This window comes from Plantactinospora siamensis, from assembly GCF_042434095.1.
Classification (GTDB): domain Bacteria; phylum Actinomycetota; class Actinomycetes; order Mycobacteriales; family Micromonosporaceae; genus KBS50.
The window spans coordinates 415,754-432,734 of sequence record NZ_JBHLUE010000026.1 but is presented as its reverse complement, the minus strand read 5'-3'; the positions used below and the strand labels follow the sequence as shown (position 1 = coordinate 432,734).

Sequence of the window (16,981 nt, the reverse complement as noted above, 5' to 3'; positions counted from 1 at the left end):
CGGCCGGCCGTCGCCGGCCCCTCACCGGCGGGCGGTGCCGATCTCCATCGACCACAGCAGCTCGGTCACCTCCTCCACCGCCCGGGCCAGGTACCGCCGGTAGGTGCTGAACGGCAGTCCCAGCACCTCGGCGGCGGCCTCCTGGCTCGGCGCGGGATGCCGGAAGGTGCGGTTGAGCACCGCCCGCAACTGGTCGCCGCGGGGCTCGCCGGCCAGCCGGTCCACCGCCGCCGCCACGGCCGCGCGCAGCGCCGCCGGATCGGCGGCCAGGGCCGTGCCGCACAGCGGGTTGCCGGCCAGCCGCTCCGGCCGGTTGAGGTGATGCAGCGCCGCCCGCACGGCCGCGCCGAACGCGGCACGGTCCAGCGGCGGCGGCAGCAGCGCCGACTCGGGCGGCGGACCGGTGCCGCCGGAGTGCTCCCGCTCGGTCATCAAGTCGAACCAGCGGTCGGCCGGGAAGCGCCGCCAGTCGTGCCCGTACCCGACGTACCGCCGGCCGTCGAACTCCACCGCCACCAGCGGCCGGAAGGCGAGGTAGTCGAAGAACGGCGCCCAGTACGCGGTGTCGTGCAGGACGGCGAACGACCAGGCCAGCGGCTCGGTGGACCAGTTGATGACCGAGGTGACCGAGCCGGCCAGCACCGCGTACCGGTCCCGCTGGTGCTCGTGGACACCGGCCAGGAAGCGGGCGATCTCCACCCGCTCGCCCGGGCGCAGCGGGCCGGCCCGCGCCACGTGGTCGAGCACCGCCCGCACCACCGGGTCCCGCTCCTCCAGCGCCGATCCGGTCGGGCAGAAGAGGTGGTACGCGAAGCCGACGACGCCCTCCTCGGCGCGTACCACCTCGAGGTGCTCGGGCGCCTCGGCGAACCACCGCTCGGCCAGCTCGGCGCTCGCGTCGCCGTCGCCGCGCCGTACCATCGCCACGAGCTGCGCGTACTCCGCCGGGCGGGCCGGGGTGACCGCGGCCGAGCCCTGCGCGCGGAGGCCGTGGTAGACGGCCGTGAGCGGGCTGCGCCGGTGCAGGTAGGCCAGGTGCTGCGCGAGCAGTTGCCGGTCCATGCCGCCGGCCGCGCGCACGCCGGCCAGCACGTGGTCGTGGATGATCCGGTGCAGCGACCGGTACCGGGCCGGGAAGCGGCGCTCGAACTCGGCCTCGAGCACGTCGCGGGTCAGGTCGTGCGGGCTCAGCCCGGTCGGCCGGGTCACGATGAACGGTCGCCGCCGCAGCCAGGCCCAGACCTCGGCGGCCGCGGCCGGGTCACCGACCGTCTCCCGCAGCAGGTCCTCGGTGGTGAGCCACGCCTTCGCGCAGGTGGCCAGGCCCACGAGCTGGGCGTCCGATGACACATCCCGGAGCAGCGACTCCAGCAGCGTGTTGATCAGATCGGGCACCTCGGCCAGCGTCTCCGGCACCCGGCCGCCGAGCGCCACGTCGGCCAGCAGGGCGAGGGCCAGCGGGTGGCCACGGCCCAGCCGTACCAGCCGGTCCCGCTCGGCCGCCGCCACGCCGGCCCGGGCCAGCAGGTCGGCGCTGTCGGCGCGGTCCAGGTGGTCCAGCCGGCACACCGCCGCCACCTCCCGCCACCCGGGGTCGGTCCGCCAGGCCGGGGCGGGCGGCTCCCGGCCGGCCAGCACGACCAGCTGGCCGGCCGGCAGCGCCGGGAGCAGCTCCCGGCGCAGCCAGCCATCCACCCCGGCCAGCTGTTCGTACCCGTCGATCAGGATGACGTCGCCGGCGCCGGCGCCGGTCAGCGCGGCCTTGAGGCCTTCGGGCGACGGGTCGAGCTCCCGGCCGTCGAGCAGGATCGTCGGCCGACCGGCCTCCCGGGCCCGCGCGCGCAGCTCCAGCACCAGCGTCGTCTTGCCGATGCCGCCCGGCCCGTACAAAAAGAGGATCCGGCGTGGCGAGCGCCCGGCGAGGGCGTCCGCGAACGCGCGGAGCTCGGCCCGACGGCCGACGAAGGCCTGCCGCCGGGCGCCGTCCACCACGTCCGCGAAGCTGCCGGCCGCCACCCGCTCAGTGTCGACCGGCGCGACCCGGCGCCGCCAGTGCGGCGCCGGGACCGCAGGTGTCCGTTCCCCGACGGCGGCCCCGGCTACCGGGGCGTCGGGCCGTCCTCGCCGAAGAACCCGCCGTTGGGCCCGTCCGGGCCAAGCGTGGCCCGCGTTGTCGACGAGCATGGCGGACCGGCCGGCGATCTGGCGATGTCACGGGCGGCCGGGCGGTCTCGTCAGGAGATAGTGGAGTCGACCGGGTGTGTCAGAAGGGTGCAGCTCATGCGGGTGTTCGTGGCGGGCGGGGCCGGGGTGGTGGGGCGCCGGCTGGTGCCGCAGCTGGTGGCGCGCGGCCATCAGGTGGTGGCGACGACGACGGGCGAGGGCAAGGTGGGCCTGCTGGAGCGGCTGGGCGCCGAGCCGGTCGTGATGGACGGGCTGGACGCCAGGTCGGTGGCCGAGGCGGTGGCCCGAGCCCGGCCGGAGGTGATCGTGCACGAGATGACCGCCATCTCCGGCAAGCCGGACATCAAGCACTTCGACCGCTGGTTCGCCACCACCAACCGGCTGCGCACCGAGGGCACCGACCACCTGCTGGCCGCCGCCGCGGCCAGCGGGGTGGGGCACTTCGTCGCGCAGAGCTACGGCTCGTGGAACGGCATCCGCCACGGCGGCTGGGTGAAGACCGAGGACGATCCGCTGGATCCGACCAGCATCGGCCGGGGCGCGGCCGCCATCCGGCACCTCGAGGAGGCGGTGCTGGCCGCCGGCGGGGCGGTGCTGCGGTACGGCGCGTTCTACGGGCCGGGCGCCACCGACGACCAGGTGGAACTCGTACGCAAGCGGCAGTACCCGGTGGTCGGCGGCGGCGGTGGGTACAGCTCCTGGGTGCATCTCGACGACGCCGCCGCGGCCACCGTGCTGGCCGTGGAGCAGCGGGCGCGGGGCGTCTTCAACATCGTCGACGACGAGCCGGCGCCGGCCCGCGAGTGGCTGCCGTACCTGGCCGAATGCGCCGGGGCCAGGCCGCCGATGCGGATCCCGACCTGGCTGGCCCGGCCGCTGGCCGGGCCGACGGCGGTGGCCATGATGACGCAGGGGCGCGGGTTCTCCAACGTCAAGGCCAAGCGGGAACTCGGTTGGCGGCTGCGGTACCCGTCCTGGCGGATCGGCTTCAAGGAGGAGCTGGCGTGACCCGGACCGAGGAGTTCGAGCAGCTGCGACCGCTGCTGTTCTCGATCGCCTACCGGATCCTCGGCAGCGTGAGCGAGGCCGAGGACGCGGTCCAGGAGACCTGGCTGCGCTACGAGTCCTCGCCGACCCAGCCCCGGTCCGTGCGGGCGTTCCTGTCCACCACCGTGTCCCGGATCGCCATCGACGTGCTGCGCTCGGCCCGGGTACGCCGCGAGGAATACTTCGGGCAGTGGTTCCCGGAGCCGCTGCTGGCCGACCCGTACACCGATCCGGAGCGGTCGGCCGAGCTGGCCGACTCGGTCTCGATGGCGGCGCTGCTGCTGCTGGAGCGGCTCAGCCCGCTCGAGCGCGCGGTGTTCGTGCTGCGCGAGGTGTTCGGCTTCGGCTTCGCCGAGGTGGCCGCGGCGGTGGGCCGCTCGGAGGCGGCCTGCCGCCAGCTCGCCGTACGGGCGCGCCGGCACATGGACGCCGGCCGGGTACGGTTCGACGCCGACCGCCGGGAGCGCACGGAACTCGCCGGCCGGTTCCTCGACGCCTTCCGCGACGGCGACGTGGCCGCGCTGCGCGAGCTGTTGGCCGCCGATGTCCGGCTGGTCGGCGACAGCGGCGGCAACGCCCCGCTGTGGGGCCGGGGCATCTTCGGGGCCGACAACGTCACCCGGGTGCTGGCCGCGATGATCACGCCGTTCCGCCGGGTCGGCGGCGTCGTGCAACCGCACGAGGTGAACGGCCAGCCCGGCGCCATCTTCCGGGACAGTGGCGGCCGGATCGTCAACACCTGGACGCTGGACGTCCTCGACGGCCAGGTCCAGACGATCCGGGCGGTGCTCAACCCGGACAAGCTCCGGCACCTGGGCCCGGTAGCCGACGCCTGGGCGATCCTCGACCAGGCCAACCGACTCCGCCGGGCGGCGGACTGAAGCCGGCCGAACAGAATGGGCTATTGCCGGCGCTCCACGACGATCTCATCGATGGTGGCCCCCTCGGGTAACCCGGCCGTCGCGTGGGCCAGCTACGTAGAGAGCTCGAAGTAGACCTCGCGGTCGGTCAGCTCGAGGTTGGACACCTCCTCCGGCCCGCCGAGGAAGAGCGGAATCCGGTAGCCGACCACCTGGTCGAAACGCAGCACGATCCCGGGATTGGCCTGCTGCCACTCCTGGTAGAACGAATGCGCGAGCAGGTCGTCCTCCCCGCACATCACGTCGTGCCACTCGTCCAGCTCACAGTCGGTCCGGCAATACTCGCCCCATCCCGGGTCGACCACGATGACCGCCGGCCGGCGTCCCCGGACGTTCACGGCGATCTCCCGACCCAACCAGTCGAAGGCGAAGCAGTGAAAGCGTCCGGCGAAGCCGTCGATCAGGGCGGCGCAGGCCACGTTGGCCTCGGTGGCCGTACGGGCGGTGTGGAACCGGTAGAAGCCGTGGTCGAGGGTGCAGCCGCCGACCTTGGTGACGAGATCGCGCAGCAGCGCCGGCGTTTCGCCGGACTCGGCGCTACCGGTCCGATCGGTCACCGGACAGACCGAGAGCAGCCTCGTGACCATGCTCACCCGCCATCACCTCCAGCGATCTCAGTGGCGCGCCGGCGACCGTACCCGTTCGACGTTCCGGCGCGTCGGTCGCCTCCGGCGGTCAATCGCCGGAGAAGCCCCAGATGGCAATCTCGGTCGGGCGACCCTCGCCGTCATGCAGGACCACGCTGTGGCCGCTCCACCGCTGCCCGAACGAGCCCAGCGGACCCTCATGACGGCGGGCGTACGCTCCCTCGAACGTCTGACGGGTCAGCCGGGGTCTGCCGAACAGGTCCACCTGTTCCTGGGGGGTCAGCGGGCGCAACGTCCCATACGCGTCCTCCTCCCCCGAGCCGATCACGTGGAAGATGTCGAGCACCGAATGGGTGCCCTCGTACTGCACCGACTCCTTCTCGAACAGCTCCGCCATGGTGGCCGGCCAGCGACCGGCGTCCCCAGCCGTCTCTTCGCGGTCATCGTCATCGTCATCGAAGTAGTAGTCGTGCTCGTCGAACACCCGCTGTCGCAGGGTCGCCAGGACCTGCTCCAGATCCGGCCCGTACGGGACCAGGTAGCACCAGTCAGACGACCCCATCGCCAGCCCTCCGAACCTCGTCGGGGGCACGCGCGGGAACCAACAGCGGCTGCCCATCCCTCGTCTTGCGCAGCCACGGCTGTCCACCGGGCAACACGGGCGCCAGCACGTCGAACGCCTTCTCCACGCCTTCCATCCCGTAGTCGCAGAAATCCTCGGTAGCCAGCAGCCAGACGCCCCCCTTGGCCAACTGACGGACCTCCGCAAACACGCCCGTCCGCTCGAGAGCCTGTGCGCCGCCGAGCCGGTCGGCCAACTCCTGCGCCAGGATCGTCAACCACGAATACCCCCGGAGCCGCTGCCGGGAAGCGCCGATGTTGTACTCGGGATCCCTCTCCTGCCAATGCCTCGACCGTGGAGCGGCGTGTTCGAACGCGGTGGATCCATCGGAGAGGTAGTAGGAAATCTGGCCAAAGCCGGGATTCAGGTCATCGGCCAGTGTCCGTACCGCAGCCAACCAACGCCGCTGGATCAGCGACCCGCCCGACCCGGTGAACCGCGACACCGGCAGCGTCGCGCTCAGCGTCAACCAGCCCGGCGAATACTCCACCGACCGAATCGAAGCGGAAAAGCGGTCTCCCGACCGCTGACCCGTCTCGTCGAGATTACCCACCTCCACATCCACCCGCGCCGGGAAGTCGCCAACCAGCTCCTTCCGCAACCAGGCCAAGCCCTCATCCGACAGGCTCCGCCTGGTCACCCTCGGCGGCCGACCCTCCCGCGCTCGCCAAACCTCAACCAGGCCGAACAGCGCCCCCTCGGGGCCCAGCGGCTCCGCCAGATCCCTCACCAGCCGGGACCGCGCGGGCAGGGCAGCCAACGCCGCCCGCTCGGGCCCGATGATCGCCGCCGACAACTCATCCACCCACCGGTACGCCACGTCCGCGAACAAACCCGCCGACCCGTCGACGTTGAGCTGCACCTCCAGCGGAAAATCTCGCTGACTGCTCCGGGTCATCGACTCTCCATCTGCTCCGTCGACACCCGCCCCGACCCTCCGGTCCTGTCGAACGTCAGCAGGGTGATCCCACCATCGAGGCCGCCCACCACCAACGCCGGATTGACGCCTACCACGCCGGTGGCCGCCGACGCGCCACGTAGTCCGTCGTCCAGGAGGTCCCCCGTCAATCCGTGCCAGCGCCGGACCACCTGGTCGTAGCCGGTGGTGATCACGGTGGCACCCCGACCAGTGCCGAGCACGCAGACGTCGATGATGCCCCCTTCGTGCGCCCGGATCGGCGACCCGATCTGCTCGCCGGTGCCGAAGTCCCACCGGCTCAGGGCTCCCGTGGTGTCCCCCGCCAGAATGATCGGAGACCGACCGACGTCCGCGATCAACGCCGCCGCGACCACCGAGCCGGCGTGACCTGCGAGTGGCTCGCCCAACGAGACCCCGCGGGCAGCATCCCATCGTCGAATCATCTGATCGTCACCGCCGGACACCATCGCCACGGTCCCATCAGCCAGCGGCGTCGCCGCCACGGCCTTGACGCTGTCGGTGTGACCAGTAAGCGGATCGCCATACGATTCGCCCGTGGCTTGAATCCAACGGTGCACCCTGCCGTCATGGCCACCCGCCACCCACAATCGGTGCCCGTCGGGTCCGGGCGCAGACGCAACGGACCAGAATCCGCCTCCGCCCGTCAGAGCACGGACCTGCTTCCCCGTCTCCGCTACGTGAACCCGGATGTCGTCCTCCTCCGCGACGGCGAGGAGCTGATCCTTGCCATCCGAGGAGTCCAGCCAGAGACGACGTGCTGACCCGACTGACGGACGGTGCATGACTCGGGAACCGGTGGTGGCGTCCCAAAGACTCATGCCGTCGTGGCTGGCCGAAGCGATCAACGAACGGCCCGATGGTTCGCAGGTCATGGCAAGTGGCCAGACCGGTCCTTGATGCGCCGCCGCTATGCGCCCGCCGCTTCGTGTCCGCCCGGTCATCAATGCCATCTTTGCGTTCTGCTGCGGTCCGAGCCGGGGGGTCCGGCGGATCACAGGTTTTCGGCTCGCCATTGGCCGCTCGGCATCGTCCGAGAATCTCCCCAGCCACTGGTATCCAGGCTGACGAGGGTCGCCTGCGGGCCGTAGAACCCCGGCTCCGCCCGGTGGATGCCCAGCCGGGCGCAGTACCGGTTCAGCGCTGGCAGATCGAGGCGGTCCCTGACAGCGCGCCTGGTGTACAGCTCAGGCTCCTCGAACGGTTGAAGCTCGCCGGACGACTCCCAGCACCAGTCGTCCTGGGTCGTCGCCTGAATCACCCGAAGGATGTGCTGCGGTCCCAGGTCCGCACGAGACCCGTCGGTCAACCAGAATGCGGTGTCGCCATAGCTGACAACCTGTCCGTCGCGAACGACGTGCGGCAGGTAGCTGGTGCGCAGGCTCCGGCAGGACAACTCCCAGCTGACGACATCGAAGGTCGGCACGTCGCTGCCCTGGCTGAACAACGCCGTCCACGGTCCCTGGGTGGCAACGATCAGTTCCTTCCAGGATGGCATCGCCCACGGTTCCAGCTCCGTCAGCAGAGCATCCAGTCGACCGCTCACTTCGATGAACCGGACGGCGCCAGCCAACCTGCCGCGCCACCGTCGAACGGAGTCGACCACTCGCGGATACGGCGCCTCGATGAACCAGATGGTGGAAGTGAACGGTTCCGCTTCGCCGGCGAACAGCACATCCAGCCTCGGCGAGACCGTCACGTCAGCCGGTCCAGGACCAGGTCGTGGATCGCGGCCAGCATGGCCTCGTCGCGTTCCGAGTGCGCATTCCACACGCCCAGCCCGTACCCGTGGATGTACTGCTCGCCGCGGATGGCCGGGCTGCTGTCGACGCGCTCGGCCGTCATCCGCCGCACGTAGTCGGCCGGCACGACCTGGCGGTCGCCCCAGCGTCCGTCCTGCAGGAGCAGCCGCCCGAATCGCGCGACCTCCTCGGTGCGCAGGAACAGGCCGGCCTCGGCGAACGGGTAGCCGAGCGGGCACGTGTGCCAGGCCGGGTTGTGCAGGTCCAGCGGCGCGAACAGCCCGAATAGAGGTGCACCCGATCGTCGGACCGGAACCGGTGCTCGATCGCCGACTCGCCCTCGCGGTACAGGTGAATCCCGTACGCGCCGAGGCCCTGCTCCGCGTTCGCTCTGACGAACTCATCCAGCAGACGATCATCCACCCCCGAGATCGTAGGCCAGCCGAGAAGTCGAGGCAGGCCGGCGCGACGCGCCGCCGACGCGGGACCGCCCGACCAGGCCCGAGCGCCTAGCATCACCGGAAGCCCGATGCGACACCGGCGAACCTACGGATGGGACTTCGAGATGCGTACGCTGATCTACACCGCCTTTGTCTCGCTGGACGGCGTGGTCGACTCCCCCGGCGGCGGACCCGCCGAGTCGCACCGCAGCGGCGGTTGGACCTTCAAGGACATCGAGTTCCGGCCCGAGGCGTACGAGCTCAAGGGCCGGGAGATGCAGGAGGCCGGCGCGCTCATGTTCGGCCGCATCAGCTACGAGGCATTCGCGCCGGTGTGGCCGGACATGGCGGACTTCGCGGTCGTCAAGGACCTGCCGAAGTACGTCGTCTCCACCACGCTGGGCCAGGACGCCCTGGTGGACAACTGGGGCGAGACCACCATCCTGCGTTCCCTCGACGAGGTGGCGAAGCTCAAGGAGACCGACGGCGGCCCGATCGTCGTCAACGGCAGCGCCACGCTGGCCCGCGGCCTCTCCGACGCCGGCCTGATCGACCGCTACCACCTGCTGCTCTATCCGGTGCTGCTCGGCGCCGGCAAGCGGATGTTCAGCGACACCGACCGGGAGAAGCAGTCGCTCAAGCTGGTCGAGTCCGAAACGTACGCCAACGGCATCACCAAGCTGGTGTACGACGTCGTTCACTGAGACGGCGGGCGGCGACCGGCGCGGCGCGGTGCTATGAACGGGCAATGACGTCATTCGCCAGCTTCGGCCCCCCGGTCGACGGCGCGCCCGGATACCGGGTGGTCGCCGGTCCCGGTCAGGCCCTGGACCGCCTCCTCCTGGTCGCCGGCCGGCTCGTGGCGGCCGAGGAGGGGCCGGTGCATCTGCATCGCGGCGAGGAGATCCTGCACGTGCTCAGCGGCAGGCTGTTGGTGCGGATCGGCGACCTGCGCCGGGAGTGCGGGCCCGGCGAGGTCGTCGCGGTGCCCGCCGACACCTGGCACGGCTACCGGGCGCTGACCGACACCGTGCTCGAGGTCGTGGCCGAGCAGCACATCGGCACCGTATTCCCGGTCGGTGGCGGGCAGCTGGAGGTCTACCGGGCGGACATGCCGTGGGGCCGTACCCCGCCGACCGGGCAGCCCTGGACGTCCGACACCGAGATCAGCGAGATCCTGGCCTCGCTGGACCGCACGGTGTAGACCGGCGGCAGGGTCCGGCGTCGGCGCGGGGCGACCGGCGCCGGACCGGCCACCTCGACCGCGGTCGAGGATCAGCGGCGCAGGGCGCTTGCCCGGCCCATGTGCGACAGCTTGTCGGGGTTGCGCACCGCGTATAGCCCGGTGATGAGGCCGCCGTCGATGCGTACGGCCAGCACGGTGTCGAGCTCGCCGTCGAGGCGGAGGATGAGCGCGGGGTATCCGTTGACGTGTGCGGGCCGCATCGACATGGCGCCGGCGAGCCGGGCCAGCGCGGCGGTCAGCAGCCGGCCCACCTTGCCGGCGCCCACGATCGGCCGGGGCACGGCCTGCCGCACGCCACCGCCGTCGCCCAGCAGGACCACGTCGGGCGCGAGGATGTCGAGCAGGGTCTGCAGATCGCCCGTCTCGACGGCCCGGCGGAACGCGTCGAGCGCGGCCCGGGTCTCCGCCGCGGAGACGACCTCGCGGGGCCGGCGCGCGGCCACGTGCGCCCGGGCCCGGTGGGCGATCTGACGGACGGCGACCGGGGTCTTCTCGACGGCCTCGGCGATCTCGTCGTATCCCAGGTCGAACACCTCGCGCAGCACGAACACCGCCCGCTCGGTCGGGCCGAGCGTTTCGGGCACCAGCAGCATGGCCATCGAGACGCTGTCCGCCAGCTCGACGTCCTCGGCCACGTCCGGGGTGGTCAGCAGCGGTTCGGGCAGCCAGGAGCCGACGTAGGACTCCCGGCGCCGGCGCAGCGTGCGCAACCGGTCCAGCGCCTGCCGGGTGGTGATCCGGACCAGGTACGCCCGGTGGTCCCGGACCGTGTCGAGGTCGACGCCGGTCCACCGGAGCCAGGTCTCCTGCAGGACGTCCTCGGCGTCGGCGGCCGAGCCGAGCATCTCGTACGCGACCGTGAACAGCAGGTTGCGGTGCGTCACGAACGCCTCGGTGGCCTGCTCCGGGTGTTCGAGTGTGCCGCGCGACGTGCCCACCATGGCTGACCCCTGTTCCGCTCGACGGTGGTCACCCCATCAGACGCCGCGCCCCGCCGCGCCGTGACATCCGGGACTCGCCCGCCATGACGCGCGTCACACCCTGTCACGACGCCCCGCCGGCCGGCATCTCGTGTTCGTCCCAGTACCCAGCAGTCGAGGAGTAGCAATGGATGCCCGGTTCAACATGTTCGAGAACGAGCTCGCGGGCAGGTTCTTCAAGCGGTTCGCCAACTCCGCTCAGGTGATCCACCAGTCGCCGCTGCCGCCGGCCACGCAGGAGCTCGTGTCGCTGCGGGCCAGCCAGATCAACGGCTGCGGGTGGTGCATCGACATGCACACCAAGGAGGCGGTGGCCGCCGGGGAGACGGCGGTCCGGCTCAACCTGGTCGCCGCGTGGCGTGAATCAACCGTGTTCACCGAGGCCGAGCGGGCCGCGCTGGCGCTGGCCGAGGAGGGCACCCGGCTCGCGGACGCGTACCAGGGGGTGTCCGACGAGACCTGGGCGCGGGTGCGCGAGCACTACGACGACGACCAAATCGCCGCGCTGGTGTGCCTGGTCTCGCTCATCAACGCGGCGAACCGGCTGGCCGTGATCGTGCACCAGAGGGGCGGCTCCTACCAGCCCGGCGCGTTCGCGGCCGCGACAAGTTAACCCGGCGCCGGGCCGGACGCCCAGCCGAAGTGGTCGAGGGGCCCGTGGCCGGCGCCGAGGGACCACCCCGCCGCGCCGCGGATGGCCGTCCAGATGTACGCCTTGGCCTCGGTCACCGCCGCCTCGACCGGCCGGCCGCGGGCGAGCAGGGCCGCGATGGCGGACGCGAACGAGCAGCCGCTGCCGTGGTTGTTGCCGCCCTCGACGCGCCGGGACCGCAGCTCCCGGGCGGCGCCGCGGTGCCACAGCACGTCCACCGCCTCGCCGGGGGTGTCCGACACGCTGTGGCCGCCCTTCACCACGACGGTGGCCGGGCCGAGCGCCGCCAGGTCGGCGGCGGCGGCCCGCTGCTCGGCCAGCGTGCCGATGCGGCGGCCCAGCAGCACCTCGGCCTCCCTCAGGTTGGGGGTGAGCACCTGGGCGTGCGGCAGCAGCTCCTCGACGTACCGGCGTTCGGCGTCCGGTTCGAGCAGCCGGTGGCCGGACGAGGACACCATGACCGGGTCGACCACCAGCCGGGGCAGCCGTCCGGCGGCCGCCAGCCCGGCCACCGTGCGCACGATCTCGGCCGTGGCAAGCATGCCGGTCTTGACCGCGGCCACGGGCAGGTCATCCAGCACCGCCTCGACCTGGGCCAGCACGAACGGCGCCGGGGTGGGATGCACGCCGCGTACGGCCGCGGTGTTCTGTGCGGTGAGCGCGGTGACCGCGCTTGCGCCGAAGACGCCGAGCGCGGCGAAGGTCTTCAGGTCGGCCTGGATGCCGGCGCCGCCGCCGGAGTCCGAGCCGGCGATGGTGAGAGCCACCGGCGGGTTCGCCGCAGAGTTCGCCGCTGCGTTCATCCGGCCAGCCCTTCCAGATAGTCGAGCACGATCCGGGGCGTACGCAGGACGGGTCCCATGACGGCCACCCCGTACGCGCCGGCGGCCAGGCACTCGGGCACCGCCGCGGGGGTGACGCCGCCGAGGGCGTACACCAGCGGACCCGGCCGGTCGCGGCCGGCCAGCGCCGCCAGTCCGGCCAGCCCGGCCGGGCCCAGCGGCGGTCCGTACCCGGGCTTCGACAAGGTCGGGTAGACGGGCGAGACGGTGACGTAGTCGCAGCCCTCGGCCGCGGCCCGGGCCACCTCGTCGGCCGTGTGGCAGGACCGCCCGACCAGGGCCGGGCGCGGCGTCGGGAACGGCTGCCGGGTCGCCAGGTGGACGGCGTCGCCGGGGCCGTGCAGCTCGCCGCCGTCCTGCGGACCGGCCAGGATGAGCCGCCCGCCGACGGGCTCGAGGATCCGGCACAGTGCGGCCGCGTACCGGTCCCGGGTGTCGCGCGGCAGGTCGCGGGCGCGCAGCACCACCGCGCGGGCGCCGGACCGGACGGCCTCGGCCACGATCGCGGGCAGCCGGTCGCCGGCGGTGGCGGCGTCGGCGATGGTGAGCAACCGGGGCAGCGTCACAGCTCCGGCAGCCCGTCGGGCTGGGTGGAGGCGCGCGCGTGCCAGCGCCGAGGGATGCGGCCGGCCCGGTACGCGAGCCGGCCGGCCCGGACGGCGTCCCGCATGGCGGTGGCCATCAGCTCCGGGTCGCGGGCCCGGGTGACGGCGCTGGCCAGCAGCACCGCGTCGCAGCCCAGCTCCATGGCCAGCGCCGCGTCGGAGGCCGTGCCGATGCCCGCGTCGAGCACCACCGGCACGGTGACCGACTCGCGGATCAGCGCGATGTTGTGCGGGTTGCGGATGCCGAGCCCGCTGCCGATGGGCGAGCCGAGCGGCATCACGGCAGCGCAGCCCAGGTCGGCGAGGCGGCGGGCGGTGATCGGGTCGTCGCTGGTGTAGGGCAGCACGGTGAAGCCGTCCGCCACCAGCTGCTCGGCCGCGTCGAGCAGCTCGACCGGGTCCGGCAGCAGGGTGTGCTCGTCGCCGATGACCTCGAGCTTGACCCATGAGGTGTCGAAGGCCTCGCGGGCCAGCCTGGCGGTGAGCACCGCCTCCCGGGCCGTCGCGCAACCGGCGGTGTTGGGCAGCAGCCGCACCTTGGCCCGGTCGAGCACGTCCAGCAGCGGTCCGCCGGCGGCCGCCTCGACCCGGCGCAGCGCCACGGTGACCAGCTCGGCGCCGGCGGCGGCGATCGACCGGTCCAGCACCTCCAGGCTCGGTACGCCGCCGGTGCCGAGCAGCAGCCGGGACCGGAACTCCACCCCGGCGATGATCAGCGGGTCCATGCCGTCACCCGCCCGCGACCGGAGTGAGCACCTCGACGACGTCCGCCTCGACCAGCGCGGTGCCGTCCCAGTCCCCGCGCGGCACCACCTCGCCGTTGCGGGCCACCGCGATGCGGCGCCGGTCCGGGGCGTACCGGCGGACGAGATCGCCCACGGTGGCGCCGTCGGCCATGTCGGTGGCGGTTCCGTTGAGGGTCACGGTCATCGGGTCGTCCCTTCCGGACGCGGAGCGGGAAAGCGGTCGGGCCCGAACCCGGCCGCGACGGCCGGCAGGGCGCCGTCGGCGAGCAGCGCGGCGATCGCGTCGGCGGTCACCGGGGTGAGCAGGATCCCGTTCCGGTAGTGGCCGGTGGCCAGCACCAGGCCGGGAAGGTGGCCGGGGCCGAGCAGCGGGGCGTTGTCCGGGGTGCCGGGGCGGAACCGGACCACGGTCTCGGTCAGCTCCAGCTCGGTGACCGCCGGCACGACCTCGATGGCGTCCCGCAGCAGTTGGTACACGGCGCCGGCCGCGACGGCCGGGTCGAAGCCCTTCTCCTCCACCGTGGCGCCGACCACGATCTCGCCGCCGGGCAGCGGGACGAGGTAGACGGAGTTGCCCCGGACCAGCGCCCGGACCGTGCCGCCGAGGAGATCGGCGGCGCCGCGCAGCCGCAGCACCAGACCCTTGACCGGTCGTACGGGCAGCGGCGGCAACCCGGGCAGGGTTCCGCTGCCGGCGCCCAGCGCCAGGACCACCGTGCCGCCGCGCAGGCTCGTACCGCCGGACAGCCGGAGCCCCGCGGCCCGGCCGCCCTCGACGGCGAGCGCGGTGACGCGGCCGGTTTCGATCCGTACGCCGGCGTCCAGGGCCGCGGTCCGCAGCGCCGCCCGCAGCGCCCGGGCATCCACGGAGTGGTCCGCCGGGACGTGCAGCGCGCCGCGCAGCCGCGGGGTGAGCGCCGGTTCCCGGCGTCGGGCCTGACCGGGGGTGAGCCGCTCGGCCGGCAGCTCGAGCTCCCGGTGGAAGCGGTGCAGGTCGTCCAGCGCCCGCATGTCGTCGGCGTCGAAGCCGACCTGCAGGGTGCCGGCGGTGCGCAGCGGCACCTCGATGCCGGTGGCGTCCCGCAGGTCGGCCACGAACCGCGGGAACAGCCGCAGGGACGCCAGGCCGAGCCGCAGCAGCGGCTCCTCGCCGTACCCGGCCTCGGCCACCGGCGCCAGCATGCCGGCGGCCGCCTGCCAGGCGCCGGCGCTGCCGTCGTCGACCACGGTGACGGCGAGGCCGCGCCGGGCGCACCGCCAGGCCACGGCCAGGCCGATCGGCCCGCCGCCGGCGACCAGCACGTCGGTCATGCCTCCCCCAGCGCGTCGAGCAGGGACCCGGTCGCGGCGGCCGGGTCGGCCGCGTCGGAGACCGCGCCCACCACGGCCACCCCGTACGCCCCGGCGGCGAGCACCGGCCGGACCCGATCGGCGGTGATGCCGCCGATCGCGATGACCGGCACGTCGACCGCGCGGGCCACCGCGCCGACGCCGGCCGGCCCGATCGGCGTCGGCAGCCCCGCCTTGGTGCTCGTGCCGTACGCCGGACCCACCCCCAGGTAGTCCACGCCCTCGGCCACCAGCCGCGCCGCCCGCCCCGGCTCCCGGGCCGTGCCGCCGATCAGGTGGCCCGGGCCCACCAGCCGGCGGACCGCGGCCACCGGCAGGTCGTCCGCGCCGAGGTGGGTGCCGTGCGCGCCGATCGCCAGGGCGAGGTCGGGCCGGTCGTTGACGACGCAGACGGTGCCGTGCCGGGCGCAGATCGCCATCAGCCGGGTGCCCAGGTCGTACAGCTCGCGGTCGGTGCGGCCCTTGACCCGCAGCTGGATCACCGGCGCGCCCGCCTCGACCGCCCGGGTCGCGACGCCGAGCGCGTCCCGGCCGGCGCGGGCGTCGGTGAGCACGTGCAGCCGGCCCAGCGGCGGACTCATGCCGGCCGCTCGGGCGTCGCGCGGCGGACCACGGCGGGCAGGCTGACCACGGCCGTCAGCGCGGCCGCCACGACGAGGCTCACCAGCGACGCCGACCAGCCGTTGGCCGGGTCGATGCCGAGATCCGCCTGCCACCGTCCCCACCAGGCCGTCCACCCGGCCGCGGCGCCGGCCAGCGCCGAGGGCAGGGTGAGCTGGTAGGCCACGAATCCGGCGGCCCACGGCACCAGCAGCACCGGCCGGGCGCGGGCTCGGTCGGAAGTGTCCCAGGCGCCGCGGGGCACGAGGAAGTACCGGACCACGAAGACGCCGACCAGCGGCACGAAGGTGGCGCCGATGAGGAACAGGAACGGCTCGTACGAGAGCACGTCCAGGGTGAACGCCAGCAGCGTGGCCAGCGCGCCGACCAGCGCCGCGAGGATCCGCCGGTCCAGCCGGGCGGCGATGTTCTGCGCGGACAGGGCCGTCGAGTAGATGTTCGCGAACGCCTCGTCGAGCTCGACGACCACGAGCACGCCCACGGCCACCGCGCCGAGCGGCACGGCCAGCAGCGCGCCGATCACGTCCAGCCCGGCCGCCCGGTACGCGGACAGCGCCAGCACGCCGAGGGCGAAGAAGGCCACGGTGGCCAGGCCGTACCCGACGGTGGCGCCGGTGAAGGCGGTGCGCGGGCCGCGGGCGTGCCGGGTGTAGTCGGCCACCAGCGGGAACCAGGACACCGGCAGCGCCACGACGATGTCGGCCGCGGTCCAGAACGAGGTGGCGCCGCCGGACCCGGCCGGCGCGATCGGATGGGTGAGCACGTCGACGAACAGGTAGGCGGTGCAGGCCAGCGCGGCCCAGACGGCGTACCGGGCGAGCACCCGCACGGCGCCGAGCGGGCGCAGCGCCATGAGCGTGGCCGCCACGCCCGCGGCCAGCACGAAGGGCCAGCGCGGCAGGTGCAGCGCCCGCGCGGCGGCCTCGGCGATGACCCAGATCTCGAAGGTGGCCCAGCCGACGCACTGGACCAGGTTGAGCGCCGTCGGCAGGTAGGAGACCCGGCGGCCGAGCAGGCCGCGCAGCAGGACCATCATCGGTACGCCCTCGCGGGCCCCGGCCGCGGCGCCGAGGCCGAGCAGCACCGAGCCGATGGCCGCGCCCACCACGATGGCGGCCATGCTGACCCAGAGCGGTCGCCCGGGCAGCACCACGAATGAGGCCGCCACCGGCAGCAGCAGGCTGATGCCCAGGTTGCCCCAGAAGCCGAGGACGTCGCGCAGGCCGAACGGCCGCGGCGCCGGCTCGGTCAGGGTGAGCGGGGCGTCGCCGTCACGCGCGGTCGGCGCCGCGTCGCGGCCCACGGACGAAACAGGGGTGGCCATCGCATGCTCCCTACGCCGGCATTACCCGGACAGGTTCCAGCGGTCGGCGGCAGGTTCGTCCGCCCTCTCAGCCCGGTCATCCCCGAGCTCCCGTGAGCCTGCTGGCGAACCGGCAGGCTCTGATGGCGGCAACTCT

20 protein-coding genes and 1 riboswitch are annotated in these 16,981 nt (G+C 73.4%); of the genes, 5 read left to right on the top strand and 15 right to left on the bottom strand.

What is annotated here, in order from left to right; translation table 11 throughout:
- Window positions 1–21 precede the first annotated feature (21 nt).
- Window positions 22–2,016, bottom strand: a complete 1,995-nt coding sequence (locus tag ACFFHU_RS27315) for an ATP-binding protein (RefSeq protein WP_377343182.1) — start codon at window positions 2,014–2,016, stop codon at window positions 22–24.
- Between the two features lie 264 nt (window positions 2,017–2,280).
- Between ACFFHU_RS27315 and ACFFHU_RS27310 the strand changes: the two genes are divergently transcribed.
- Together ACFFHU_RS27310 and ACFFHU_RS27305 are read left to right on the top strand one after the other, a co-directional pair.
- On the top strand, window positions 2,281–3,192 hold the full coding sequence (locus tag ACFFHU_RS27310; RefSeq protein WP_377343181.1) for an NAD-dependent epimerase/dehydratase family protein: 912 nt from the start codon (window positions 2,281–2,283) through the stop codon (window positions 3,190–3,192).
- Window positions 3,189–4,112 (top strand): RNA polymerase sigma-70 factor, encoded by a 924-nt coding sequence (locus ACFFHU_RS27305; RefSeq protein ID WP_377343180.1) that lies wholly within the window; start codon window positions 3,189–3,191, stop codon window positions 4,110–4,112. The genes ACFFHU_RS27310 and ACFFHU_RS27305 overlap by 4 nt, the downstream gene beginning before the upstream one ends.
- A gap of 92 nt (window positions 4,113–4,204) precedes the next feature.
- Here the strand turns inward: ACFFHU_RS27305 and ACFFHU_RS27300 are convergent, their stop codons facing one another.
- The 6 genes from ACFFHU_RS27300 to ACFFHU_RS27275 all read right to left on the bottom strand — a co-directional run bounded on the left by ACFFHU_RS27300 (window position 4,205) and on the right by ACFFHU_RS27275 (window position 8,142).
- Window positions 4,205–4,744 carry a hypothetical protein gene (locus tag ACFFHU_RS27300; protein ID WP_377343179.1) on the bottom strand — a complete coding sequence of 180 codons (540 nt, stop codon included), beginning with the start codon at window positions 4,742–4,744 and terminating at the stop codon, window positions 4,205–4,207.
- Window positions 4,745–4,826: 82 nt separating this feature from the next.
- Window positions 4,827–5,300 carry a hypothetical protein gene (locus tag ACFFHU_RS27295; RefSeq protein ID WP_377343178.1) on the bottom strand — a complete coding sequence of 158 codons (474 nt, stop codon included), beginning with the start codon at window positions 5,298–5,300 and terminating at the stop codon, window positions 4,827–4,829.
- Window positions 5,287–6,258: a type VI immunity family protein gene (locus ACFFHU_RS27290; RefSeq protein WP_377343177.1), complete on the bottom strand. Its 972-nt coding sequence runs from the start codon at window positions 6,256–6,258 to the stop codon at window positions 5,287–5,289. Before ACFFHU_RS27290 ends, ACFFHU_RS27295 begins: the two co-directional genes overlap by 14 nt.
- On the bottom strand, window positions 6,255–7,250 hold the full coding sequence (locus tag ACFFHU_RS27285; RefSeq protein WP_377343176.1) for a WD40 repeat domain-containing protein: 996 nt from the start codon (window positions 7,248–7,250) through the stop codon (window positions 6,255–6,257). The genes ACFFHU_RS27290 and ACFFHU_RS27285 overlap by 4 nt, the downstream gene beginning before the upstream one ends.
- A 41-nt stretch (window positions 7,251–7,291) precedes the next feature.
- Entirely contained in the window at window positions 7,292–7,996 is a 705-nt protein-coding gene (locus tag ACFFHU_RS27280; protein ID WP_377343175.1) for a hypothetical protein, read from the bottom strand.
- The gene (locus ACFFHU_RS27275; RefSeq protein WP_377343174.1) at window positions 7,993–8,142 is read right to left on the bottom strand and encodes a hypothetical protein; all 150 of its coding nucleotides are present in this window, start codon (window positions 8,140–8,142) and stop codon (window positions 7,993–7,995) included. Before ACFFHU_RS27275 ends, ACFFHU_RS27280 begins: the two co-directional genes overlap by 4 nt.
- Before the next feature lie 462 nt (window positions 8,143–8,604).
- Here ACFFHU_RS27275 and ACFFHU_RS27270 point away from each other — a divergent pair, with 462 nt between their 5' ends.
- Together ACFFHU_RS27270 and ACFFHU_RS27265 are read left to right on the top strand one after the other, a co-directional pair.
- A complete protein-coding gene (locus ACFFHU_RS27270) occupies window positions 8,605–9,183 on the top strand; it encodes a dihydrofolate reductase family protein (protein ID WP_377343500.1) in 579 nt (192 codons plus the stop codon).
- A 44-nt stretch (window positions 9,184–9,227) separates the two neighbouring features.
- A complete protein-coding gene (locus tag ACFFHU_RS27265) occupies window positions 9,228–9,683 on the top strand; it encodes a cupin domain-containing protein (protein ID WP_377343173.1) in 456 nt (151 codons plus the stop codon).
- Between the two features lie 71 nt (window positions 9,684–9,754).
- Here ACFFHU_RS27265 and ACFFHU_RS27260 read toward each other — a convergent pair whose 3' ends face one another.
- Entirely contained in the window at window positions 9,755–10,666 is a 912-nt protein-coding gene (locus ACFFHU_RS27260; RefSeq protein WP_377343172.1) for an RNA polymerase sigma-70 factor, read from the bottom strand.
- A 166-nt stretch (window positions 10,667–10,832) separates the two neighbouring features.
- On the opposite strand from ACFFHU_RS27260, the gene ACFFHU_RS27255 reads away from it, so the two are divergent.
- Complete coding sequence (locus tag ACFFHU_RS27255) at window positions 10,833–11,318, top strand: carboxymuconolactone decarboxylase family protein (RefSeq protein ID WP_377343170.1); 486 nt, start codon at window positions 10,833–10,835, stop codon at window positions 11,316–11,318.
- On the opposite strand, the gene thiD is transcribed toward ACFFHU_RS27255, so the two are convergent.
- The 7 genes from thiD to ACFFHU_RS27220 form a co-directional block, all read right to left on the bottom strand.
- Window positions 11,315–12,160, bottom strand: coding sequence for a bifunctional hydroxymethylpyrimidine kinase/phosphomethylpyrimidine kinase (thiD, locus tag ACFFHU_RS27250; RefSeq protein ID WP_377343169.1), 846 nt, complete (start codon window positions 12,158–12,160; stop codon window positions 11,315–11,317). The two genes, ACFFHU_RS27255 and thiD, sit on opposite strands and share 4 nt — an antisense overlap.
- On the bottom strand, window positions 12,157–12,750 hold the full coding sequence (locus tag ACFFHU_RS27245; protein WP_377343168.1) for a thiamine phosphate synthase: 594 nt from the start codon (window positions 12,748–12,750) through the stop codon (window positions 12,157–12,159). The genes thiD and ACFFHU_RS27245 overlap by 4 nt, the downstream gene beginning before the upstream one ends.
- An 11-nt stretch (window positions 12,751–12,761) precedes the next feature.
- Entirely contained in the window at window positions 12,762–13,529 is a 768-nt protein-coding gene (locus ACFFHU_RS27240) for a thiazole synthase (RefSeq protein ID WP_377343167.1), read from the bottom strand.
- Between the two features lie 4 nt (window positions 13,530–13,533).
- On the bottom strand, window positions 13,534–13,734 hold the full coding sequence (gene thiS / locus ACFFHU_RS27235) for a sulfur carrier protein ThiS (RefSeq protein WP_377343166.1): 201 nt from the start codon (window positions 13,732–13,734) through the stop codon (window positions 13,534–13,536).
- Window positions 13,731–14,861, bottom strand: coding sequence for a glycine oxidase ThiO (thiO, locus tag ACFFHU_RS27230; RefSeq protein WP_377343165.1), 1,131 nt, complete (start codon window positions 14,859–14,861; stop codon window positions 13,731–13,733). Before thiO ends, thiS begins: the two co-directional genes overlap by 4 nt.
- Entirely contained in the window at window positions 14,858–15,481 is a 624-nt protein-coding gene (thiE, locus tag ACFFHU_RS27225) for a thiamine phosphate synthase (protein ID WP_377343164.1), read from the bottom strand. Before thiE ends, thiO begins: the two co-directional genes overlap by 4 nt.
- Window positions 15,478–16,845, bottom strand: coding sequence for a purine-cytosine permease family protein (locus ACFFHU_RS27220; protein WP_377343163.1), 1,368 nt, complete (start codon window positions 16,843–16,845; stop codon window positions 15,478–15,480). Before ACFFHU_RS27220 ends, thiE begins: the two co-directional genes overlap by 4 nt.
- Window positions 16,839–16,948: riboswitch (TPP riboswitch) on the bottom strand. It overlaps the preceding gene by 7 nt.
- Window positions 16,949–16,981: the final 33 nt, after the last annotated feature.